General features: G+C 65.1%; 24 protein-coding genes. 3 read left to right on the forward strand and 21 right to left on the reverse strand.

Going from position 1 to position 22869, the window contains the following annotated elements:
* Positions 1-156: 156 nt before the first annotated feature.
* The 21 genes from H7687_RS18590 to citC all read right to left on the reverse strand — a co-directional run bounded on the left by H7687_RS18590 (position 157) and on the right by citC (position 19966).
* Positions 157-1158, reverse strand: a complete 1002-nt coding sequence (locus H7687_RS18590; RefSeq protein ID WP_183350176.1) for a response regulator — start codon at positions 1156-1158, stop codon at positions 157-159.
* Between the two features lie 11 nt (positions 1159-1169).
* The gene (locus H7687_RS18595; RefSeq protein WP_371877586.1) at positions 1170-1679 is read right to left on the reverse strand and encodes a chemotaxis protein CheX; all 510 of its coding nucleotides are present in this window, start codon (positions 1677-1679) and stop codon (positions 1170-1172) included.
* Positions 1676-2038 carry a response regulator gene (locus H7687_RS18600; protein ID WP_183350178.1) on the reverse strand — a complete coding sequence of 121 codons (363 nt, stop codon included), beginning with the start codon at positions 2036-2038 and terminating at the stop codon, positions 1676-1678. Before H7687_RS18600 ends, H7687_RS18595 begins: the two co-directional genes overlap by 4 nt.
* Before the next feature lie 113 nt (positions 2039-2151).
* Positions 2152-3189 carry a sensor histidine kinase gene (locus H7687_RS18605; protein ID WP_183350180.1) on the reverse strand — a complete coding sequence of 346 codons (1038 nt, stop codon included), beginning with the start codon at positions 3187-3189 and terminating at the stop codon, positions 2152-2154.
* A gap of 239 nt (positions 3190-3428) precedes the next feature.
* A complete protein-coding gene (locus H7687_RS18610; RefSeq protein WP_183350182.1) occupies positions 3429-3812 on the reverse strand; it encodes a rhodanese-like domain-containing protein in 384 nt (127 codons plus the stop codon).
* 25 nt (positions 3813-3837) lie between these two features.
* Positions 3838-4668, reverse strand: a complete 831-nt coding sequence (locus tag H7687_RS18615) for an MBL fold metallo-hydrolase (protein WP_183350184.1) — start codon at positions 4666-4668, stop codon at positions 3838-3840.
* Positions 4665-4877, reverse strand: a complete 213-nt coding sequence (locus H7687_RS18620) for a YgaP family membrane protein (protein WP_183350185.1) — start codon at positions 4875-4877, stop codon at positions 4665-4667. Before H7687_RS18620 ends, H7687_RS18615 begins: the two co-directional genes overlap by 4 nt.
* 217 nt (positions 4878-5094) lie before the next feature.
* Positions 5095-5526 carry a C-GCAxxG-C-C family protein gene (locus H7687_RS18625; RefSeq protein WP_183350187.1) on the reverse strand — a complete coding sequence of 144 codons (432 nt, stop codon included), beginning with the start codon at positions 5524-5526 and terminating at the stop codon, positions 5095-5097.
* 20 nt (positions 5527-5546) lie between these two features.
* Positions 5547-8759, reverse strand: coding sequence for an efflux RND transporter permease subunit (locus H7687_RS18630; protein WP_183350189.1), 3213 nt, complete (start codon positions 8757-8759; stop codon positions 5547-5549).
* 10 nt (positions 8760-8769) lie between these two features.
* On the reverse strand, positions 8770-9867 hold the full coding sequence (locus tag H7687_RS18635) for an efflux RND transporter periplasmic adaptor subunit (RefSeq protein WP_183350191.1): 1098 nt from the start codon (positions 9865-9867) through the stop codon (positions 8770-8772).
* The gene (locus H7687_RS18640) at positions 9864-11207 is read right to left on the reverse strand and encodes a TolC family protein (RefSeq protein WP_183350192.1); all 1344 of its coding nucleotides are present in this window, start codon (positions 11205-11207) and stop codon (positions 9864-9866) included. The genes H7687_RS18635 and H7687_RS18640 overlap by 4 nt, the downstream gene beginning before the upstream one ends.
* A 268-nt stretch (positions 11208-11475) precedes the next feature.
* A complete protein-coding gene (locus H7687_RS18645) occupies positions 11476-12369 on the reverse strand; it encodes an ATP-binding protein (protein ID WP_183350194.1) in 894 nt (297 codons plus the stop codon).
* A 139-nt stretch (positions 12370-12508) separates the two neighbouring features.
* Complete coding sequence (locus H7687_RS18650; protein ID WP_183350196.1) at positions 12509-13249, reverse strand: methyltransferase domain-containing protein; 741 nt, start codon at positions 13247-13249, stop codon at positions 12509-12511.
* Between the two features lie 2 nt (positions 13250-13251).
* Complete coding sequence (locus H7687_RS18655; protein WP_183350198.1) at positions 13252-14463, reverse strand: phosphatase PAP2 family protein; 1212 nt, start codon at positions 14461-14463, stop codon at positions 13252-13254.
* Between the two features lie 45 nt (positions 14464-14508).
* Positions 14509-15324 carry a triphosphoribosyl-dephospho-CoA synthase gene (locus tag H7687_RS18660; RefSeq protein WP_183350200.1) on the reverse strand — a complete coding sequence of 272 codons (816 nt, stop codon included), beginning with the start codon at positions 15322-15324 and terminating at the stop codon, positions 14509-14511.
* Positions 15314-15808, reverse strand: a complete 495-nt coding sequence (locus H7687_RS18665) for a citrate lyase holo-[acyl-carrier protein] synthase (RefSeq protein ID WP_183350201.1) — start codon at positions 15806-15808, stop codon at positions 15314-15316. The genes H7687_RS18660 and H7687_RS18665 overlap by 11 nt, the downstream gene beginning before the upstream one ends.
* Complete coding sequence (gene citF, locus H7687_RS18670; protein ID WP_183350203.1) at positions 15783-17321, reverse strand: citrate lyase subunit alpha; 1539 nt, start codon at positions 17319-17321, stop codon at positions 15783-15785. Before citF ends, H7687_RS18665 begins: the two co-directional genes overlap by 26 nt.
* On the reverse strand, positions 17308-18228 hold the full coding sequence (locus H7687_RS18675; protein WP_183350205.1) for an HpcH/HpaI aldolase/citrate lyase family protein: 921 nt from the start codon (positions 18226-18228) through the stop codon (positions 17308-17310). The genes citF and H7687_RS18675 overlap by 14 nt, the downstream gene beginning before the upstream one ends.
* Positions 18228-18704, reverse strand: coding sequence for a PPC domain-containing DNA-binding protein (locus H7687_RS18680; RefSeq protein ID WP_183350207.1), 477 nt, complete (start codon positions 18702-18704; stop codon positions 18228-18230). Before H7687_RS18680 ends, H7687_RS18675 begins: the two co-directional genes overlap by 1 nt.
* Positions 18705-18968: a citrate lyase acyl carrier protein gene (gene citD, locus H7687_RS18685; protein WP_183350209.1), complete on the reverse strand. Its 264-nt coding sequence runs from the start codon at positions 18966-18968 to the stop codon at positions 18705-18707.
* Positions 18965-19966 carry a [citrate (pro-3S)-lyase] ligase gene (gene citC, locus H7687_RS18690; RefSeq protein ID WP_183350211.1) on the reverse strand — a complete coding sequence of 334 codons (1002 nt, stop codon included), beginning with the start codon at positions 19964-19966 and terminating at the stop codon, positions 18965-18967. The genes citD and citC overlap by 4 nt, the downstream gene beginning before the upstream one ends.
* 236 nt (positions 19967-20202) lie before the next feature.
* On the opposite strand from citC, the gene H7687_RS18695 reads away from it, so the two are divergent.
* The 3 genes from H7687_RS18695 to H7687_RS18705 are packed head-to-tail and all read left to right on the forward strand — an operon-like array spanning position 20203 to position 22816.
* Positions 20203-20916 (forward strand): glycosyltransferase family 2 protein, encoded by a 714-nt coding sequence (locus tag H7687_RS18695; protein WP_183350213.1) that lies wholly within the window; start codon positions 20203-20205, stop codon positions 20914-20916.
* A complete protein-coding gene (locus tag H7687_RS18700) occupies positions 20917-21210 on the forward strand; it encodes a lipid-A-disaccharide synthase N-terminal domain-containing protein (RefSeq protein ID WP_183350215.1) in 294 nt (97 codons plus the stop codon).
* Entirely contained in the window at positions 21182-22816 is a 1635-nt protein-coding gene (locus tag H7687_RS18705; RefSeq protein ID WP_183350217.1) for an ArnT family glycosyltransferase, read from the forward strand. The genes H7687_RS18700 and H7687_RS18705 overlap by 29 nt, the downstream gene beginning before the upstream one ends.
* Positions 22817-22869: the final 53 nt, after the last annotated feature.

Raw genomic sequence — 22869 nt, forward strand, 5'->3', positions numbered from 1 at the left:
GGCATGCCGTAGGGGCGCGCGCGAGGGAGGGCGCGCTAACTTGGCAGGATTACGGCATTTTGTCCGCGCTGGAATTTTCCGTGGCGCCGGTTGCGCGCCGAAGGGGGGCGGCCAGTCAAAAAAACGAAGGGCGGGGATGTTTTTTTGACTCGCCTGTCAGTGGTGCAGGATCTTCTCCAGCTTGTCGGCGAGCTCGTGCGGGGCGTAGGGGGGCATGACCACACCCTTCACCCCCGCCTTGAGCGCCTTGAGCACCGCGGTGCGGGTCCACTCGGGGGCCGAGAGGAGCACCGCGCCGCCGCTTCTGTCCACCATGGGCACCACGCGCTTGCAGATGGCCAGGTCGCGGTCCGAGGTCTGCTTGAGGTAGATGAAGGCGGCGCGCACGTCGCCCTGAGCGAAGAGCCCGGGGAGGTCGGCCCCCAGCGGCGCGTCGATCAGGTTCAGACCGGTGTCGGCCAGCCCCTGCACCAGTTCCTCGCGCCCCTGGTCGTCCCCCAGTACCAGGATCGAGGGGAGCGGCGCGCTCTCCTCGGCCACCGCCTCGACCTCGGCGACAACCTCGACCGCAGCCTCCTCCGGCTGCGGGTCGAAGAGGTTGGCCAGCGGGTGCGGGATCAGGATGTCCACCATGTTCATCTCGTGCCCCTCGATCTGCAGGGGGGCACGGTACATCAGGTACTCGCCGTCCGGGAAGGGGACCTCGTCGCTGAGCGGATCGGTGCCGGGGACGTACTTCTGCGGCGGGAGGAGCTTCAGATGCACCTTGTCCGGCAGGTTGGGCTGGAACACCGAGTTGAAGGAGCCGATGATCTGGTTGGCGATCTCGCCGAAGGCGTCCACGTCGTCCGGTTCCTGGATGGAAAGCCGGCGCTTCTCCTGGATCCTGGGACCCGGGATCCCGAGCAGGATCGAGCTCATGACGATGGTGTCGCCCAGCGAGAAGAGGAGGTAGAAGAAGCCGGGGTACGCCTCGCGCGACTCCACCCCCACCACGTAGATGGGATTGTCCTCGTCGCCAAGATAGCTCTTGCGGTTGGTGTTGAGGACGTCGGAGGCGGCCACGGACATGGCCTGGCCCAGGAGCATGCTGCTCTCCTCCCCGGCCTGCTTCATGGCGGCGTCCAACATGGATTGTAGCTTTTCGAATGCAGCCATTACCGTACCGCCTAGACTTCCTTCCTGAGTTTCAAGCCGACCAGGAAGCGGTCACCCTCGTTGGTGAAGGGGATGATGACGCAGTCGCTGTCGGCCATGGAGTTGACCGTGTAGTCCTCGCCGGAGATGACGGTCGGGATGGAGAGGTTGATGTCCAGCCCCCCCTTGGAGAGGATCTGCTTCACGTAGCCGCCCAGCATGTTGGCGATTTCGCCCAGGGCGTCGTTGACATCCTCTCCGACTTCTTCCACGTCCATCCCCAGCATGTTGGAGGTGATCCGCAAGGCCAGGTGCTGCGGACAGTGGATGGACAGGATGCCGGTGTAAGTCCCCGCCAGGCCGACCATGCCGGTGACCGAGCAGTGGAACGAGGTGACCGGCTCCTTGAGGGGGTAGCTGTCCTCCAGGGCCATCATCACCATGGTTTCGAACACCTCCTTGGTGGCGTTGATGACATAGGATGCCAGGTCCGCCTCCTCAAGGTGTGTCGCGGCTGCGATATCCTGGTTCAGGGACATCATAAAAGTCCTCCGAGCTTCTCGTTCAACTGGTCGGGCGTGAACGGCTTCTTGATGCTGTCGCTGGCGCCGTTGCTGATCGCCTCCTTGAGGATGTCCTCGCCCCCCTCGGTGGTGATCATCACGATCGGGGTGTTGACGCCCTTGCCGCGGACGCACTTGATGAATTCCAGCCCGTCCATGTTGGGCATGTTGATGTCCGACAGGATCAGGTCGATCGTTTTCCCCTCCATGGTGGAAAGGGCCTCGATACCGTCGCCGGCCTCATAGATGTCGTCGATGGCGAGCCCCGCCTGGCGCAGGCTGCGGGAAATGATCTTTCTCATGGTCGAGGAATCGTCCACTATCAATACGTTGCCCATGCTGTTCTCCTCCTTGGATGGTTATCTGTGCTCGCACAGGGCGGCTTTTTTTCTCTGCGGGCTCCGGCCCGTGACTGCCTAATCGGCGCTTACGCGCGGGAACTTTAACGTAATCAGGACTTGAAGCTGCACCGTTCCTCGTGCAGCGGCAACAGGACCGAGAAGCAGCTCCCCTTGCCGGCGCTGCTCTCGACGCGGATACTGCCGCCGTGCGCCTCCACGATCGCCTTGCTGATGGTGAGCCCGAGCCCGGTCCCCTTGAACCCCTGGGCTCCCGAGGCGCGGAAGTACTTGTTGAAGATACGCGGCAGTTCGCTTTCCGGGATGCCGATGCCGGTATCGCTGACCCGGACCAGCAGGCAGCTGTCCTCGATGACGCTGGTGACGCTGATGGTGCCGCGCCTGGGGGTGAACTTCACCGCGTTGGCGATCAGGTTGGCGAAGACCCGGGTGATCTGCTTCTCGTCCAGTTCGAGCGTCGGGATGCCGTCGCAGATATCGCTCAGGAAGTAGGAGCCGTGCACCGCGGCCTCCTGTTCGCCGTCGCGGCAGCACCCCTCCAGGAGGGCGCGGGCGTCGCAGGGCTGGCGGTCGATCTGCAAAAGCCCCGCCTCCAGCCGGTAGGCGTCCAGCACGTCGTCGATCATGGAGAGCATTTTGACCGCGCTCTTCTCCATCTCCTTGACGAAGAGGTGCAGCGAAGGGTCCATCTTCGAGGGCATCTCCCCCATGAGCGCCTGCATGTACCCCATGATGACGGTAAGCGGCGACTTGAGGTCGTGGGTCATCATGGCCACGAATTCTTCGCGCTGGCGTTTTTCCCGCTTGTCATGGCTGATGTCGCGCAGTTGGTACAGTTCCCCTGCCGGGGCAGCACCGCCGAGGGGGATGGAGCGGACCTGGATCACGGCGCCGTCGATGCTGACCTCCACCGGCTCGTCCTGCGCGTTCTCGCTGAGCACCCGGTAGATGGGTGTCCTGAGCGGCAGCATGTCCACCCGCTTGCCCAGCACCTTGCCACGCTCGACGTGCAGGATCTCCTCCGCCCTGCGGTTGACGAAGAGCACCGTGCCGCCGGCGTCGAGATAGACCGCTCCGCAGTCCACCTCCTCCAGCAGGCGCGCCGCCAGATTATCGCGTTCCTCCTGCATGCCACCTCCAGCTTCAAAGCCCTGTTTGGCTTATCGGAACCTGTCTGCATAGCTTGAGCCAAAAGAACTGCAAAAGTTTACCAAAGTAAGGCGGAATGGGAATTATGGGAGGGATGGGAATTTATGGGAGTGATGGGAAAGCGGGAGATTTTCTGCGAGCTTTGCGGGGGGAGCTTTACTGTGGGGGTGCCCCCTCCCCCGGAGGGGGAGGGTCGGGGAGGGGCTGGGGGGAGGGACGGCTAGCGCCCCAACTCCAGCGGCAGGCGGTTGTTGTACCAGCCGACGATGCCGTCGGTCATGTTGTACACCTGGCGGTACCCCTTGGAAGCCAGGAAACTGGCGGCGGTGGAGGAACGGGCGCCTACCGCGCAGTAGACCAGCACCGGCCGGTCACGCGGGACTTCCTGCACACGACGGTTCAACTCCCCCAGCGGGATCAGCTGCGCCCCCTTCAGGTGCGCCTGACGGTACTCGTCCGGGGTGCGCACGTCGAGCAGCACCAGCTTGGGGGTCTTGGCCAGCAGCGCCTGGGCCTGCTTGGAGGTGACGTTGGCGGGCTCGACGGCCAGCGAAAGGGAAGCGGTCAACAGCAAAACGGAAAACAGCATGGCGATGATTCTCATGTCTAAAACTCTCCTTGCAAAGTGACTAATCGACTTCGAGTACGTATCCCACCTGCATGGCCTTGAACCCACCCGGAAAGGCGGTCGCGAGCCGGGCGGCGGCATGGAACCCGGTGCAGTGACCGGGACAGATCTTCTTCAGCCCGTAGCGCTTCAGCGCCTTGATGGTCGCGTCGACCTGGGTCTGCGGCGAAAAGGCGAGATGGCATCCCCCCACCACCCCGTACACCTGCTCCACCCCGGTCCGCTGCCGCGCCAACTCCACGGTGTTCACCACCCCGGCATGGCAGCAGCCCAGCAGCAGCAACAGCCCCTTCCCGGTCACGATGACCAGGGATTGATCGTCCATCACCCGGTCCCTATGGCATCCGGCCTCGTCGCAGAAAAGGCCCGCGTCCCCCTCCTCGAAGCTGGTGCTGCGCGGCACCTCGCCGGTCAGGAAGACGCCGGGGAGCACCTCGCGAAACGTGTCGCTGTAGGAGAAGCTCGCCCCGAGACCGGTGAGGAACTCCTCGGAATAGGGGACCCCGACCGAGCGGGTGCTCCCCTCGCGCAGCACGTAGCGCCGCGTGAAGATGCCGGGGTGCGCCAGTATCCTCTTGGGGCCGGCCGCCTGCAACAGCGGCCACAGCCCGCCGGCATGGTCGTAATGGCCGTGGGAGAGGACCACCTGGTCCACGCCCTTCAGGTCCACGTTCATGCGCTGGGCATTGTGCAACAGGGTATGCCCGCCGCCGGTGTCGAACAAAAGCGACTGGTCGCCCGCCTGCACCAGGGCGGCAAAGCCGTGCTCGCCCAGGGTGCCGGAGATGGCGCCGGCAGTGTTGTCGCAGAGGACCTTGATGCGGCAGATCATTTGCGGCACTCGGCCGGCGGCAGCTTGGGCACGCCCAGCTTGTCCAGGATGGTCATCATCGGGCACCAGTTGGTGAACCCGGACTGGAGCAGGTTCAGGCCGATGAAGGCGGTGAACCAGAGCCAGCGCGGATCGTGGTAGTGGGCCAGCGCCAGCGAAATGAGGGTGAAGGTGCCGGCGATGAGTCTCAACATTCTGTCGATGTACATAGGAACCTCCGTTTGCTAAAGCGGTTTAGCCGCTAAAAGTCCCACTTGTCAAAGGGGGATTTAGGGGGATTTGATCTCGTTCCCAAGGTCCACCTTGGGAACGCAAAGCCTCTCCGAAGCTACAACTTCCCTCGGATGCCAAGCTGGAGCTTTGCGCCATCTGGGGTTCCCAAGCTGGAGCTTGGGAACCAGGAAAACCTCCGTTTGCTAAATCCGATCACTTTTTCTGCTGCAGCAGTTCGGCCACCTTGCCCGCCGTGTTGGCGGTGAATTCCACGCAGCGTTTCTTGCCGTCGGCGGTGAGGGCCTTGCAGCAGGTGACGCGGTACTGATCCTTGAACCAGTGGTGCAACTCCTTGGTGAGCGCCGCGGCCGCCTTGCGGTCCTTGACCACGAGACCGATGGCCATGGTGCCGCCGGCCACCGCGCCGCAGATGCAGCCGGCACCGGAACCGCCGCCGAAACCGGATGCGAGGTGCACCAGTTCGTCACCGGCCTCGGGCAGGAACTCGTTTTTCACCGCGGCCAGCACCGCCTCGGCGCAGTGCATCTTCCCGGAGCGGTAGAACCCTTCCGCCTCGTTGGCCACCTTCTCGGCCACCGACTCGCCGTTCACTTTTTCAGCCACATTCTTGCGCAACCAGAACACTAAAACCTCCTAAAGGCAGGTTAAACCACCTCGACCTGCTTCTTATGTTTTTCCTTCCAGGACTGCACCATGAAGTACAGGATCGGGATGGTGATCCTGGAAAGCGTGGTGGAGGCGATCTCGCCGCACATCATGGCCAGCGCGAGCCCCTGGAAGATCGGGTCGAACAGGATCACGAAGCTCCCCACCACGACCGCCGCCGCGGTGAGCAGCATGGGGCGGAAGCGGACCGCGCCGGCGTCGATGATGGCCTCGTCCAGCGCCATCCCCTCCCGGCGCCGCAGTTCGGCGAAGTCGATCAGGATGATCGAGTTCCGCACGATGATCCCGGCCAGGGCGATGAAGCCTATCATACTGGTGGCCGTGAAGAAAGCCCCCATGATGGCGTGCCCCGGCAGGATGCCGATCAGGGTGAGCGGGATGGGCGCCATGATCACCAGCGGCGTGGTGAAGTCCCGGAACCAGGCCACCACCAGCACGTAGATGAGCACCATGACGGCGGCGAAGGCGGCGCCCAGGTCGCGGAACACCTCGTAGGTGATGTGCCACTCGCCGTCCCACTTGATGCCGGGGCGTTCCTCGCTCCAAGGCTGGGTAGCGGCGCGCTGCTCGATGTGGTAACCGCCCGGCAGCGGGATGTTGTCGATATCCTTGTGCATCTTGAGGATGGCGTACACCGGCGCCTCGATTTTGCCCGCGACGTCGCCGATGACGTAGACCACGCTCTTCATGTTCTTGCGGTACAGCGACTTCTCTTCTACGCCGCGCACCACGCGCACCAGTTCGGATAGCGGCACGTTCCCCTTGCTCCCGGCCACGTAGATGGAGGAGAGCGAGGAAACGTCGCTGCGGGAGCCTACCGGCAGGCGCAGGTTGATCCGGACCGGCTCCTTCTCCTGCGGCACGTGCATGAGCCCGACGTCCGTCCCCCCCACCGCCATCTTCAGGGTCTGCACCACCTGGGCGGCATCGACACCGGAAAGGGCCGCCTTCTCCCTGTCCACCTGGAAGCGCAGCGTGGGCTGATCGTCCTCCTGGTACCAGTCGACGTCGACCACGCCGGCCGTGGTGCGGAAGATCTCCCGTATCTTGCGGGCGATGTCCACGCGGCTTTGCTGGTCCGGGCCGTAGACCTCCGCCACCAGCGTGGAAAGGACCGGCGGTCCGGGGGGGATCTCGGCGACCTTGAGCCGCGCCCCGTAACGGTCGGTGATCGCCTTCAGCGTGGGGCGGATCCTTTTGGCTATGTCGTGCGACTGGCTGCTGCGCTCGTCCTTGCTCTCCAGGTTGACCTGGATCTCGGCCACGCTCGGCCCCTGGCGCAGGTAGTAGTGGCGCACCAGGCCGTTGAAGTTGAAGGGGGAACTGGTGCCGACGTAGCTCTGGAAATCGGTCACCTCGGGCACCTTCCGGAGCGCGTCCCCGAGTTCGGCCACCATGCGCGCGTTCTCCTCGAGCGTGGTCCCCTCCGGCGCGTCCACGATCAGCTGCAGTTCGCTCTTGTTGTCGAAGGGGAGCATCTTGACCGTCACGGCCTTGAAGTAGATCAGCGAACACGAGAGGACCAGGAGCACCACCACCATGGCGAGGAAGCCGTGGCGCACCTTGGTGTCGTGCAGAAGCCGCCCCATCATGCGCCGGTAGAAGCGGGTCATCCAGGTCTCTTCGGGAGCCACCTCGGTGCCGTAGTGCGACTCCCCCTTCATGAAACGGTAGGCGAAGTAGGGGGTGACGATGAGCGCGATCAGGAGCGAGAAGACCATGGCCATGGAGGCGCCGACCGGGATGGGGCGCATGTAGGGGCCCATGAGACCGCCCACGAAGCCCATGGGGAGGATGGAGGCGATCACCGCTAGGGTGGCCAGCATGGTCGGATTGCCGATCTCGTCCACCGCCCGTACCGCCGCCTCCAGCGGCTTGAACTTGGTCGTGGTGAAGTAGCGGTGGATGTTCTCCACCACCACGATGGCGTCGTCCACCAGGATGCCGATGGAAAAGATCAGCGCGAACAGGGTGATCCGGTTCAGCGTGTAGCCGATCCGGTTGAAGATGAACATGGTGAGCGCCAGCGTCACGGGAATCGCGATGGCCGCCACGGCGCCCGCGCGCCACCCCATGAACACCGCGATCAGGATGGTGACCGAGATGGCCGCCAGGAACATGTGGAACAACAGCTCGTCGTTCTTGTCCTTGGCGGTCTCCCCGTAGTTCCTGGTCACGGTGACCTGCATCTCCGACGGGATCAGCTTACCCTTCTGGAACTCCACCCGCTTCAGGAGGTCTTCGGCGACCCAGGTGGCGTTGGCCCCCTTGCGCTTAGCGATGGCGATGGTCACTGCAGGATAGTCGGCGGCGCCCCCTTTCAGGCTCTTGTGCGCTGCGGCGGGGCCGAGGCCGAAGAAGACGTAGTCCTTTGGTTCCTGCACACCGTCCGTCACGGTGGCGACATCGGAGAGGTAGACCGGACGGCCCTCCTTCACGCTCACCACCAGGCGACCGGCGTCGGCCGGGTCGGCGATGAAGCCGCCGGCTTCCAGGCTGTACTCGCGGTTCCCCGAGGCGAAGGTCCCCGCCCGCTGCGACACGTTCCCCTTCTCCAGGGCTCCCATCACCGTCAGCGGGGTAAGGCCGTACGAGGCGAGCCGGGCCGGGTCGAGCTGCACCTTCAGTTCGCGCGACAGCCCCCCCTTGATCTCGGAGTGGGCGACATTCTCCACCTTCTGCAGGTCGTCGCACAGTTCGCGGGCCACGCGGCGCAGGGCGTTGTGGTCGTAGCGGTCCGACCAGAGGGTGAGCGACAGGATCGGGACGTCGTCTATGGATTTGGAGACCACCAGCGGCTCCCCCGCGCCGGGCGGGAGGAGGTTGCGGTTGCTCATCACCTTGTTGTAGAGCTTGACCAGGGAGTCTTCCATGCTTTCGCCGACGAGGAAGCGGACCGTGATGATGCCCATCCCCTGGCGGCTGGCGGAGTATATGTACTCGACGCCGTTGATCTCCCAGATCTTCTTCTCGAAGGTGGTCACCACCCGCTCTTCGACCTCCTTCGGTGAGGAGCCGGGCATGGGGAGGTAGATGTCCACCATGGGGACCACGATCTGCGGCTCCTCCTCGCGCGGCGTCGCGATGACCGAGTAGAGCCCGATCAGGAGCGAAGCCGCCACGATGAGCGGCGTCAGCTTGGAATCTATGAAAGCGCGGGCAATCCTCCCCGCGAAGCCGAGGTTGTTCATAAGTTCTCCGCTACTGCACCCTGGCGCCGTCTACCATCTTGTCGATACCTGCCGTGACCACCTTGTCGCCGGGGGCGAGACCGGAGAGGATCTCCACGCGGCCGCCCTGGGTCCGCCCCGGCTTGACCAGGCGCAGGCGGGCCACCCCCTCGGGGGACACCACCCACACCGAGGTGAGCGAGGAACGCTGTACGACCGCGCTCGCCGGGACCGCGACGCCCTTGCGGGAACCGGTCCTGAAGAAGGCCTTGCCGTAGCTGCCGGAACGAAGCCCCTTGGAGGGGAGATCGACCTTGACGGTGAAGGTGCGGGTGGCGGAATCCACCACCGGGACCACCTCGGAGACGCGGCCGGTCGCCGGCGCCCCCTCGACCGCGATGGCGACCTGGTCGCCGGCCTTCACCTTGCCCAAAAGCGTCTCCGGAGCGGCCACTTCCAGGCGGAACCCTTGGTCACCCTCGACGGTCATCAGCGGCGTGCCGGGGAAGACGGTCTGCCCCGCCTCGACCTGCTTGGCCACCACCACGCCTGAAATCGGGGAGACCACCCTGCCGTAGCCGGCCACGGCACCGGCCGCCTGCGCGCTGTGCCGTGCCTGGGCCAGGCGCGCCTGCGCCCGTGCCACCCCTTCGGCCGCCACGTCCTGCTCGGTCTTCCTGGTGTCGTATTCCTGCCGGGTCACCGCCTGTTCGGCGAAGAGCCGGGAGTATCGGTCGAAGGTGACGTCGGCGAGCTTCTTCTGCGCCTGCGCCTCGGAGAGGGCGCGCGCCGCCTCCTCGACACCGGATGCAGCACCGGCCGCAGCGGCGCCGCTTTCCACGGCCTCGATGGCGACGAGCACTTTCCCCTGCCCGACCTGGTCGCCTTCCCGCACGAAGACCCGGCTGACGCTGCCGGGAATGCGGGCGGCGATCTGGGCGCTGTTGCGCGCCCGCACCGTGCCGACCGCCTCCTGGACATCCGGCAGGTCCTCCGCCGCGAGGGTCTGCACCGTGGCGCCGGTCACCACCGGCGGCGGCGCCGGGGCCGCATTGTGCCCTTCCTGTTTGCCGCAGCCGAAGCCGGTTGCTATGACGAGGGCAACCAAAGCCGCCCGGTAAGTTCTCATTGCAGCACCTCCTTCACAAATACGCCGGTGCGGAAGTAGATCTCTCCGGTCGCGGCATGGAAGCCGTTCTCGACCTCCACCAGGTTGGCGCGGGCCTGGGTGAGCGCGCTTTCCGCGTCCATCACCTCGACCAGGGAGGAGAGGCCGTTGCCAAAGCGCAGCGTCACCAGGCGCCGGCTCTCCTCGGCATCGCGCACCGCGGACTGCGCGCTCTCCAGTTTCAGGCGCGCCTCCTGGCGGTGCAGCACGCTCTCGGTCACCTGCAGCGCCACTTCCCTGCGCTCGTTTTCCAGCAGTTCCGCCGCGCCCTGGCGCGCAAGCTCCGCCTTCTTCCTGTCGTGTGAGCGCTTGCCGCCATCGAAGAGGTCCCAGCGCAGGTTGACGCCGACGGTCCAGGAATCCTTGTCGGTCCCAAGCGGCAGGTCACGGTCGTTGATCTGGTAGCTCCCCCGCGCGTAGAGGGTGGGGAGATAGGCATTCCTGGCCTGCCGGACCGCCAGCTCACCGCGCTGCTCCGAATTCTCGGCCAGCTTCAGGTCGGCGCGATTGTGCCTGGCCAGGGCGATCAGCTGTTCCAGCTCCGGCGCGGGCTCCGCCAGTTTGGGGAGCTCGGCCACGTCCAGCGGCTCTCCCTGCGCGCCCCCCACCACCAGGTTGAGCCTCAGGCGCGCAAGCAGCAGATCGTTCTTGGCGGAGATCACGCGCTGCTCCGCCTGGGCCACCGATGTCGCGGTGCGCAGCCGGTCCGATTTGAGCCCGATGCCGTCCTTCTCGCGCACCGCCGCCAACCGGTCGTGCTCCCGCGCGTTCAAAAGCGCCTGGTCGGCCACCTCCCGGTAGGCCAGCGCCTTGCGCACCCCCAGGTAGGCCAGGTAGACCCGGAACGCGATCTCCTCGCGCTTCGCCTCCTCGACCAGGGCCGCCGCCTCGGAACCCTTGCCGGCCACAGCCACGCCGGTGGCGATGCCGAAATCGAGCAGCGGCTGCTCCAGCGTCACCGCGGTCTTGAAGTCGCCGCGTGCTGAGGGATTGTTCAGCGTGTCGGCGGCGAAGTCCTTGCCGGGGTTGATGCGCCCCTCGTCCAGCTTCATCATGAACACGGTGCTCGGCGTAGTAGAGAGGACGGCGCCGCTTTCCAGCGCCACGCGGGGCAGGTAACGGCTCCGGCTGGCGGCCGCGTCCTGCTCCGCCGCGCCCCGCTCCAGAGCGGCGGCCTTGAGCAGGTGGTTGCTCTGCAGGGCGCGCTGGACCGCCTCCGGCAGCGTGACCACCTCGCCAAAGGCCGGCGCCGCCAACGAGACGACGAGCACAGCGATGAGCGGCAAAAACCCGTGATTCACCCGAAACCTCCTTGCCGGTACAGGCGGAATGTTGACTGAAGATATATTCGAATTCTTGTATATATGCAGACTCAACAGTTGTCAAGGTAATAACTGCATAAGCAACGGTTTCGGAAGGATTTGGGAGGTGCAGAACGGAAACATTCTATCACTTAGGAAGGGGCCGTCCGCTTTCACATGAAAAAAACGGTCGCTACGGCATGGCAAAAAAAAACCGGCGTGCTCCACCTGGAGCACGCCGGTCGTGATTGTGCGGGTTGCCGCCTACCTAGGCGGAGGGCTGGTTGAGCAGGTAGCGCCCCACCCAGTGCCTGGAAAACTGCATCGCGGTACGGCCGCAGCGCTTGGTCTTGTCGTGCGACCACTGGATCGCGTCCAGCTCCAGTTCCTTGCTCCAGGGGATGCTGACGTTGCGGTTTTTCGCCTCGCGCTCCACGCACTGGCGCACCGCGTCGAGGTAGCGGTCCTGGGTGAAGACGTGGAAGGCGACCCAGAGGCCGAAACGGTCGGACAGGGAAACCTTCTCCTCCATCGCCTCGCTCTCCTGCAGTTCACCGTTCACGTACTTGCCGCCCAAGAGGTCAGTGTTGTACTGCGGCAGCAGGTGGCGCCGGTTGGAGGTGACGTAGATGAGCACGTTTTCCGGCGCCGAGTACACCGAACCGTCCAGTGCGCTTTTCAGCATCTTGTAGGAGAGCTCGCCGATCTCGAAGGTCAGGTCGTCGCACAACAGGATGAAGCGGTAGGGCTGGTCCTCGACGGCGCTGAAGATCTCGGAGAGGTAGATCAGGTCTTCCTTCTCCACCTGGATCACGCGCAGCCCCTCGGCGGCATACTCGTTCAGGAGCGCCTTCACCATGGAGGACTTGCCGGTGCCGCGCGAACCCCACAGGAGCGCGTTGTTGGCCGGGAGCCCCTTCAGGAACTGACGCGTGTTGTACACCATGATCTCTTTCTGCTTCTCGCAGCCCAGCAGGTCGTCCAGCCTGGTCTGGTCGGTGACCTTGACCGCTTCCAGATATCCCGAGAAGGAATGACGGCGCCAGTTGGCGGCGGGGCAGGTGGCCCAGTTGACGGCCTTGACCGCCTTGGGAAGCAACATTTCGACAGAGCTGAGCACGCGCTCGAGCTGGGCTACGACCTCCGGTTTCAGATTCAACATGTACTTTTCCGTCCTCTGTGTGGTGGGCTCCGAACCGGCAGTTTGTTCTGATGAAACAATCATGCCCAAGTAACCCCCGGTAATTTTGTTAAATCTGTATACGTTATCAACGAGCCCGCTGTCAAATTAAAACAATGTGTCAATTGCCGCCGCGCCGGGTCTCGCACAAGGCCCACGCGGTGGCTCCGGGGAGCAGTATCCCCCCCCGCGCCAGGGCGATCATCAGGGCATTGTCCCAGGTCAGGAGCTTGGCGACCAGTGCGCCCAAGAGGCGGCCGCCACGCCAGCGCCCCCGGTCCCGCACCCTGCCCCAGTGGTAGAGCCGGGAGGACAGGAACCTCGGAATGAGCAGCGAGCCGAACAGGTACCCCGAACTGACCACGACCAACCCGGCGCTCCAGGCCAACTGCTCCACCTGCCGCAGCCGATAGCGCCGATAGTGGCCGCGGAACCAGTCATGGCCGCTGTAGAGCGCGTCGAAGGCGGGGACGGTGACCAGGACGCGCCCCCTGGCGGCCACGTGCTGCCGCACCACCCGCTTCAGGTAGCCCCGGTCGTCCTGGACCCGTTCCAGGACGTCCACGATCAGGGTCAGGTCGTAGCTGTTTCTTGCCGGTGGGAGCTCGCGGCCGTAGCTGATACCCGGTTCGGCCTCCAGCTCGTTCAAGCGCTCCTCGGGAAGGTCCGGGTCGACCGCCGCCACCTCCTTGCGCGAGAGCCGCCCGAAGACGGTGCGGCACAGGTAGCCGTCGCCGCAGCCGACGCCGAGCACTTTTACCCCCTCGTGAAGCGTGGTGGCCAACAAGGCGGCAAGCGCCCCGGCCCGCGCCATCTCCCAAGGATGACTGGAGGAGGCCTCGTCCCTTTCACCAGCGCCCATGACTAATACCTCATCTCGCACGCGAGACCTGCGCCCCCCGCGATAATGAGCGGACGGAACGAAAGTCCCTTGATGACGGAGTGACTGCCTGTTTTTTCTGGTTTCGGCTTCTCAAGGTCGTTGTAGTGCAGCAGGCGGGGGAGCAGGAATCCGGAAAAGAGGCCGATGGCGGCCCCTGCCATGACGTCGGTGGCGTAGTGGTGGTCGGCCATGATGCGGGCGATACCGTCGGCAGCCGCGAGTCCCATGCCGGTCCAGCAGGCGGCCCGGTCGGCGTCGGGGTCGTGGTAGAGCTCCTGGTACTGGTGGTGGTTGCAGACCAGCCCCGCGCCGGTAAAGGCGAAGGCGACGTGGCCGCTCGGCATGCTGCGGTTGGGAGCATCACCCTCGCAGGCGCCGTTTCTGCAGTTGCGCACGAAGGGCTTTTCCCGCGCCACCAGATTCTGCAGCAGAGAGGACACGAAGGAGGTGAAGGCGAACGATTCGAGGTTGACCACCTGTGTCTGCCACAAGGTATCCCAGGCGCCGTCACGGAGGCCCAGGGTGGCAAAGGAGTCGACCACCGGGGCGGCAATCATCGCGTACATGAGCGCGTCACCGACATCGTGCGCCACCTCGCGGGCGCCTCGCGAGTGCAGCCGCAGGGCGTCGCGCACCGATTCGTCAAAGCCGTTGGTCCCCTTCCACTTTGGTTCCGGATCGCCGTGTGCGCTTTCCACATAGATGGCCCCTGCGCCCAGAACGGCAATGCCAAGGTACTCGGGTATCCCGGCCCGGTGCCAGCGCCAAGTGGGTGGGGGGAAGTCGGCGCTGATGCGCGGGTCGCCGGTGGCGGCCGGGCCACCGGCGCTCGAACCGGCAGCGCCATCGGGGCGGATCAGGAAATCGCGGTCCTCGACGGAGGGGGACTCAGCAGCGGCAAGCTCTGTTGGCGATGGCAGCTTCCCCCACCCCCCAGCCCCCTCCCGCAAAGGGAGGGGGGGAAGGGCAGATTCAGCCAGGGCGTGTTCGGAAGGAATGTAACTCGCCGGTTGGGAGGCCGGTATCGACGGCAAGGTCGCCGGCCCGGACTCTGCCGGCGCGGCAGGCACAGAATGCTGGCACTGTTGAGATGCGGGTGCGGCGGAGTAGTCGGCAGCGGCGGCCGCGGGTGCGGCGCTGCCTAGGAAAATGAGGAGGGCGATGGCGCTATGGGTCAGGGTGTAATGAGCCATAGGCGAAATTAAAGATCATTAACTCGCCATTGTCAAACCGTGCTGCTACTGCGGCAGAACCTCCAGTTCGCCGGTATGGCTAAGCCAGGCAAAAGAGAGGGCCAGGAGGTCGGCCACTCCCCCCATGGTGAGGTTGCGGCTGACGTAGTGCTCGTTGCGCTGGGACAGAAAACTCATGAAGTCATCGCGCTGCTCGACCAACTGTTCCAGCGCCCGGCCGTCCTCCCTGACCGTTGCCAGCCCTTCCCTGCCGCAGCGGTGCAACGCGGTGGTGTCCTCCACCGTGGCCATCAGGCGCCCCAGCATGGCGTACACCGCGCTCCCCCTGTTGCCCGCAGCCAGCTCGCGGCGAAAGGCGGGGAGCGCCTCCTGAAACAGCGCCGGGAGCCCGTCCAGGGCCTCGCCCCTGATGCCGCGGGCGCCGTAGCTGTCGCAGGCGCGGCTGCCGTTACTCTCCCCCTGCTGCGACCGATCGAACAGGCGGGCAGCGATGTCGGCGACCGCTGCACTCAATGCCGCCTCCCCTCCCCCCCGGGAGCGCGCGGCCGCGGTCAGCACAAGGCCGCTCAGGAAGATGTACCCCTTGTGGCAGTTGGTGCCGGCGTGCTCCAGCATCGCCTCTTCCGCCTCGACGCCCAGGCGCACCTGGGCCGCAAGTTCCTCCCCCTGCGCCAGCGAATCGGCCAGGCGGCCAAGGTAACCGGAGACGACTGCGAGGGATGCTTCCATGCGGCCGATGGAGAGGTCGTGGTGGGAGCCGGGATCGTTCAGGTCGACCAGCCCCGGCTTGGGGGTCAGGTACAGTTCCAGGAAGGCGCCGCGCACCAGGTTGTCCGCCAGCCGCCTCAGTTCAGATGGCATCGATCACCGTCCGTGCCTTCAGCACCAGTTCCTCGGTGCTGTGGCGCTTGGCATGGATGCAGGCGAGGGCGGGCTCGCCACAGATCAGGCAACTCCTGGGGGCGATGTCGAGCTCGGCGCGACCGACCTGGCGGCCGGCATGGTCGTAGACGTCCAGATCCAGAAGACGCCCGGCCGGGTGCAGGGCCTCCAGCGCCATGCCCAGCCGCTTCACCTGGGTGGCCTGGAGCCGGGTGCGGTACAGGGCGAACGGCCCCAGGGCATCGGCACCGGAGAAGGCCGGGGTGACCTTCAGGGCGGAGAGGAGTTCCTTTTCCCCCCAGGCAAAGAGCCGGTCCGCGTGCGGGCCGCTCTTCTCCGCACCCGGCAGGTTCAGCGACAGCATCACCGTGGCAGGGAACGGGGTCGGGAACAGCCCGTCCAGAAGCTCCTGGCGGCGGTCCCGCGCTGCCAGGATGCTATTCCTTAACGCGTCTGACGACATCGATGATGCTCCCGTCCCGGTACTCGATCACCGCCACCACCTCGTCCTCGAACTCGAGCGGCCGCGGCGTGCCGGTGACCCGGCAGATTTCCCGCTGCAGCTCGGCGATGTCCTTCACCGGGAGCTTTCTCCGGACCAGCTCCTCCTTCAGCTCGGCGTGCTTCTCGTTCACCGCGATGCCGCGCTCGGTGACCACCACCCCGATGGTCTCGCCCGGCGTGGTGATGGTGGTGACCCGGTCCCTGACGATGGGGAGGCGCCCGCGGATGGAGGGGGCGACGATGATGGAGAGCTTGGCGCCGGCCGCGGTGTCGGAGTGCCCTCCGGTGTTGTGCAGCAGGTAGCCGTTGGACTCGGTGTTCACGTTGACGTTGAAAGAGGTATCCACCTCGGTGGCGCCGAGGATGACGCAGTCGAGCCGGTTCACCACCGCCCCGGCGTTGAAGGGGTTGGCGTACATGTCGGCGCTGATCTCCTGGTGGGCGCGGTTCCTGCCGATGGACTGCACCGCCTCCTGGTCGAAGCACTGCACGTCCATGAGGGCCGAGAAGAGCCCCTCCTCCAGCATGTCCACGAAGTAGCCAGTGATGCCGCCGCAGCCGAAGCTCCCCTTGATGGAGCCCTTGCGCATGGCGTTACGCACCTTTTCGGCCACGGCGAGCGAGATGCCGCCCGAGCCGGTCTGGAAGGAGAAGCCGTCCCGCAACAGGCCCGACGCCTCGATCACCTGCGAGGCGTAGCTCGCAATCTGCAGGCCGACCGGGTCGGTGGTGACGCGGGTGGTGGTGGAGACGATCTTGGCCGGGTCGCCGAGCCGGTCCACGACCACCACGTAGTCCACCAGGGTCTGCGGGATGCTGACCGGGACCACCGGGAACGGGACCAGGTTGTCGGTGACCGCGATGACGCAGGAGGCGTAGGTGGCGTCGATCTGGGCGTAGCCGAGGCTGCCGCAGGCCGAGGGGCCGTAGTAGCCGTTCATGTTGCCGTACTCGTCGCAGCACGGCGCCGCGATGAAGGCGACGTCGATGTGCACGCTCCCCTCGATGACCGAGCGGGCGCGACCGCCGTGGGTGCGGACCACGATGGGGCAGGTGAGCTCCCCTTTGGTGGCCATCTCGCCGATCAGGCCGTTCACGCCGCACTGGAAGCCGGCGATGACGCCGCTTTTAATGTGCGGGATGATCTCGGCGTGCACCGGGTGCACCGAGGAGGAGGCGATCCAGATCCCCTTCAGCCCCATTGCCGCGATCTCGGCGACGATGCGGTTCAGGAGGAAATCGCCGTTTCTCAGGCTGTGGTGGGTGGCGATGGTCATGCCGTCCTTCAGCCCGCTGGCCTCGATCGCCTCCCGCAGCGAGGAGAGGCGCTTGTTGTGCCCGGGGTTGACCCGCTTCAGGGGGCGGGCCGCCACGTTCCCCTGCGGCCGGATGGCGTAGGGGTCGCCGTAAGGGATGAGCGGTTTCCCCGCGTAACTTTCCGGGATCTCCCGTCCCAGGCTATTGAGCGCCATGTATCGCCTCCTCGTCGATCAGGGTGTCCACCATGCCGTGGGCGTAGGCGGTGCGCAGCACGCGGGCGGCGCGCTTCACCACCGGGGCGTCCACCATCTTGCCCCCCAGGGCGATGACGCCGGTCCCCAGCTGGCGCGCCCGCTGGATCGCCTCGATGACCTGCAGGGCGTACTCCACCTCGTGCTGCTTGGGAGCGAAGACGTCGTGCACCACCTCGATCTGGCGCGGGTTGACCAGGCACTTGCCGGTGTAGCCGAGCCTCTTGGCCAGCTCGGTCTCGGCCCGCAGCCCCTCCATGTCGGAGACGTCGGCGAAGATGGTGTCCACCGCCTGGATCCCCTTGGCCTTGGCGGCCCAGAGCACCCGGGTGCGGGCGTTGAAGAGCTCCTCGCCGCCGCGGCTTCGCTCGATCTCCATGCTGGCGGTGTAGTCCTCGGCGCCGAAGGCGAGGGCGAAGATGCGCTCGGAGCTGTTGGCGATGCCGACGGCGTTGATGACGCCGAGCGCGCTCTCCAGCGAGGGGAGGATGCCGAAGCGGCCGATCTCCACCTCGAGTTCCTCCTCGAATTCGGTCAAAAGCGTGTCCAGCCGCTCCACGATCTCCGGGGTGTCCGCCTTGGGAAGCCGGATGCCGTCGGGCATGGCCGGCAGCACCACCTTCAGGTCCTCGTAGCCCCACTTGGTGTCCAGCGGATTGATGCGCACCAAGAGTTCCTTGTTGCGGTCGGTGTAGTTCAACAGGAAGCGCTTGACCAGGTGGCGCGCCGCGTCCTTCTCGGAGAGGGGCACCGCGTCCTCGAGGTCGATGATGACGCTGTCGCAGTTGAAGATGGGGATGTTCTGGAGCATGGAGGGCATGTTGCCCGGGACGTAGAGCAGGGAGCGTCGCAGCTTGAAGCCGGCCATCAGGGCGCCTCCTCGTCGATGTAGATGGTGGGGATCCCCCCGACCTTGGAAACGTGGCGCTCGACGCCGGAGACGTCCAGCTCGGTGAGCACGATCTCGCAGGTGGCGAAGACCTCGGCGTCGTAGAGATGCCCCCCCACCACCTCGCCCGACGACTTGGACATGATGATGTGGAAGTGGCAGTCCAAAAGATCGTCCTCGCCGGGGACGATGTTCCCCTGCAGACCCAACAGTTCGCAGGGCCCCTCGATGTCGTGGATGGTCACCCGCGGCGTGGTGATGGGCAGCTTGGCGCCGGTCTTGATCCCCCGCAGGCGCACGTTCTTGACGCTCCCCAGCGCCGACACGATCATGGCGTAGCGCACGTCGGTCAGGTGGGCGAACTGCAACAGCCGGGTGGTGAGGCTTTCCCCGGGTGTGATCTTGATGATGAAGCGCCTGCCGTTACTGCACTCCTTGTACCAGAGACCTTCCATTTACCCCTCCGTTGCCCGCATGATCGCCGTCTCCAGGCGCGCCTCGATGGCGTAGTCGAGCGCCCCGCGGTCGGTGATGCGCACCTCTCCCGCCTCGACTCCGTGCTTTTGCAGCACCTCGTCCACCTTGGCCCGGATCAGCGGCCCGAACTGCTTCAGAACCGTCGACTCTATGGTCACGTTCAGCGTCTCGGCCGGCTCCAGGAACACCATCAGGTCGCTGGACTGCATGGTCCCGGCCTGCGCCTTCTTCACGATCTTCATCTAGCTCCTCCCTTGTCCCAGATCTTGATCCCCTCGCTGGAGAGGAGGAAGTCCAGGGTGCTGACCGGCACCAGCTCCGCGATCCCCTCCAGCTCGCCGCGCAGCAGCATGTCGCGCACGCGGGAGGCGGAGATCGGTTGCTGGTCCGCGTTCTTTCTCTCTATCTCGCGCACCTCGATCCCCAGGGGGGGGAGTATCCGGTGCATGGCCTCGTTGTAGGCGGCGGTGGTGCCGCACAACGGCTCGCTCCCGACGAAACGGGTCTTCACGTAAAAGTGCGGCGCGATCCGCTGCGCGAAGAGCGTGAGGTCGAGTTCCATCTGGATGGCCCCGCCGGGGTCCCCGTCTTTCAGGAAATAGGTCGGGAAGGTGATGCTGGAGATGGCGTACCACGAGGTGTCCACCACGGTGACGTTGGCGAGATCGGCGGTGCCGTCCTGCACCATGCGCATGCGGGCGCCGAAGGGAAACAGGGAGCGTTCCTCGCGCACCACGAACAGGAAGAGCTGGTCCACGGCGGCCGCGGCCTGCTCCACCAGGTAGCGGTGCCCCAGCGTGAATGGGTTGCAGTTGGCGACGATGGCGCCGTTGTTGCCGGGGCGCACCAGGCGGGTGAAACGGGCGAGGTAGCGCTTGAGGCCGTCGCCGTACTCGAGCAGCGCCGTCTTGCCGGAAGCCGCCAGGAGGTGGAAATTGAGCGTCTCGAAGTTGGGCGCCAGGGCGGGCGAGGTGAAGACGAAAAAGGAGTCCACCCCCTCCTGGTAGCCGCGCCCGACCAGTTCGGTGACCACCTCGTCCAGGAGGGTCCCCCCCTGGTGCGACGGCGCTACCGCCAGCATCTTCAGGGTGCGCCCCTGCCTCGCGCCGACCGCGACCAGGCGCCCGGCCTCGAAGATGCCGACCATGTCGTCATAGGGGGTCTCGAACTGCAGGCCGGTTGCTTCCAGCAGGGCCCGGGCCTGGGTGAGATCGTCGGTGGAGAGCAGTGAAGTAACCATTGGCAAAGACTAGCACTAAACAGTTGTAAACGTAACCGCGTATACCAAATTTTCCTTGCTCTCTTGCTCCTCGCCGCTGTCTGCCGGGCAGGTCCTCGATCAGCCTTGATAGCAGCGGAAGATGACAGCTTTGTCATATAGAAAAAGCTATGATTTGCGCACAGGCTTGTGCTATGTTGTCGAATTGTCCACTGGCACATATTGTTGCAGCATCCATGTGAAAAAGCAGAGAATTTATGAACACTATCTCAATCGTGATACCTGCCCATAACGAGGCCGACAATATCGGCACCCTGGTACAGGAAATCGTCGTCACCGGGCTTGAGTGTGAGATCGTCGTCGTGGACGACGGCAGCACCGACGACACCCACAAGCGGCTGCTCGCCCTGAAGAACACGGTCCCCTCCCTGAAGGTGGTCCAGCACGACCGTGCCTACGGGCAGAGTGCCGCCGTCGCCACCGGCATCAGGCAGGCCAGCGGCGCCATCATCGCCACCATGGACGGCGACGGCCAGAACAACCCGGCCGACGTGCCGAAGATGGTCGAGGCGATCCTGAACAGCGACAATCCCAACCTGAAGATGGTGGCCGGGTACCGCAAGAAGAGGGACGATCCCCCCTGGCGCATCATCTCCTCCAAGCTCGCCAACGCGTACCGCCGCTCCTTCCTGCGCGACGAGACCCCCGACACCGGCTGCGGCCTCAAGGTCTTCTACCGCTCCGCCTTCCTGGAGCTCCCCTTCTTCGACCACATGCACCGTTTCCTCCCCGCGTTGATCAAGATGAAGGGGGGGGACGTCATTTCCGTCGAGGTACACCACCGCCCGCGCACCGCCGGGGTCTCCAAGTACGGCACCCTGAACCGCCTCTGGGTCGGCATCGTCGACATCTTCGGGGTGTGCTGGCTGCGCATGCGCGCCAAGAACGTCAAGATCACGAGGTGTGACTAGATGGTTTTAACGGAAAAGGCCTGGGTGGCCATCGGCCTGGCCGGGCAGTTCTTCTTCACCATGCGCTTCGTGGTGCAATGGATCGCCACCGAGAGAAAGAGAAAGAGCGTCATTCCGGAGTCGTTCTGGTACTTCAGCATCTTCGGCTCGCTGATCCTGCTGGTCTACTCCCTGTACCGCAAGGACCCGGTCTTCATCCTGGGACAGGCCTTCGGCACCACCGTCTACCTCAGGAACCTCTTCTTCATCCACAAGGAAAAGAAAGATGTCGCAACCGACCCGGCCGCTGATTAGGGAGCTGGGCCTCCCCTTCGCGATCCTGATCATCCCGGGGATCGTGCTGTCCCTGCTGCTCCCCTACTTCCCGGTGGACGAAACCCGCTATCTCGGCGTGGCCTGGGAGATGTGGAACAACCACTCCTTCATCGTGCCGCTGCAAAACGGGCTCCCCTACTCGCACAAGCCGCCGCTCCTTTTCTGGCTGCTGAACCTGGACTGGCTCCTGTTCGGGGTCAACGAGGGGACGCTGCGCTTCATCCCGCTCATCTTCAGCCTGCTGAACCTCACCCTGGTGTACCGCATCGCGCTCAAGCTGTGGGACGACCGGCAGGTGGCGCGCTACGCCGCGGTCATCCTCGCTTCCATGCTCTCCTACCTGCTCTGGTCCTCGGTGATCATGTTCGACGTGATCCTGGCCTTCTGGGTGCTCCTCGCCGTGCTGGCGGTGGTCTCGGCGGCCCGGGAGCACCGGCTCGCCTGGTACCTGCAGCTGGGCGTCGCCATCGGCGGCGGCATCCTCACCAAGGGGCCGGTGGTGCTGGTGTACGTCCTCCCGGTGGCCCTGCTCGGCTTTCTCTGGGTACCCAAGGAGCGTTTCTCCGGCAAGTGGTACGCCTGGCTTGGGCTCTCGATATTGATCGGCATCGGGGTGGTGCTCTTCTGGCTGGTCCCGGCCGCGCTCACCGGGGGCGAAACCTACCGGCGCGCCATCCTGTGGGGGCAGACGGTAAACCGGATGGCCAAGTCCTTCGCACACAGGCGCCCGATCTGGTGGTATCTCCCCTGGATCCCGACCCTGTTGATGCCCTGGACCCTGTTCCCTCCCGCCTGGCGGGCCTGGAAGCGCCTCTCCGGCGACCCCGGCTTCAAAATGGTGCTCATCTGGTGCGCGGGGAGCCTGGTCATCTTTTCGCTTCTGAGCGGCAAGCAGGTGCACTACCTGATCCCGGTGCTGCCGACCTTCAGCCTGCTCATGGCCAGGAGCGTCGCCGAAGAGCAGGGTGAGGTGGCGCGCTTCCGGTTTCCCATTGCCGGCCTGTACGTCTTCCTCGGCGCCGGGCTGATCGCGGCGTCGGTCATCAAGCACGGCCGGCTTTTGAAGCACTTCGACCTGATGGAGATCAGGATCGCTGCCGCCGGGCTGATCGTGCTGGGCGCGGTGCTCTTCTTGCTGCGCCCGCGCACCATGCCGGCCCTGGTCAACCAGGTCGCCCTGGCCTCCCTTGCCTGCTGCATGCTGGTCCTGGTCGGCGGCAACGCCATGTTCCAGCGCTACGACCTGCACCCGATCGCGCAGGCGGTGCGCCAGAAACAGGCCGAGGGATACCAGGTGCTGCACACCGGCAAGTACCACGGCCAGTTCCATTTCATGGGGCGGCTGAGCCAGCCCCTGGTCGAGCTCCGCAGCCGCGACCAGATCCGCGCCTACGCGGCGAGCCACGACAGGATCGCGCTGATCAGCTACGAGAAGGACACGGTGCCCATAAACCCCAAGGACTACTACTTCCTGCAGCCCTTCCGGAGCAAACAGGCGGTCATGTGGACCCGGGACGGCATCGCCACCTTCCTGGGCGAGGCGCCGGACAAAAAGGAGTCCACCGAGGCGAACGACGCCGAATAACGCAAAAGGGCCCTCCGGCAGCTGCCGGAGGACCCTTTTCACTCGATGCATCT

Origin of the sequence: Geomonas paludis, assembly GCF_014193585.1 — a bacterium.
Classification (GTDB): Bacteria; Desulfobacterota; Desulfuromonadia; order Geobacterales; family Geobacteraceae; genus Geomonas; species Geomonas paludis.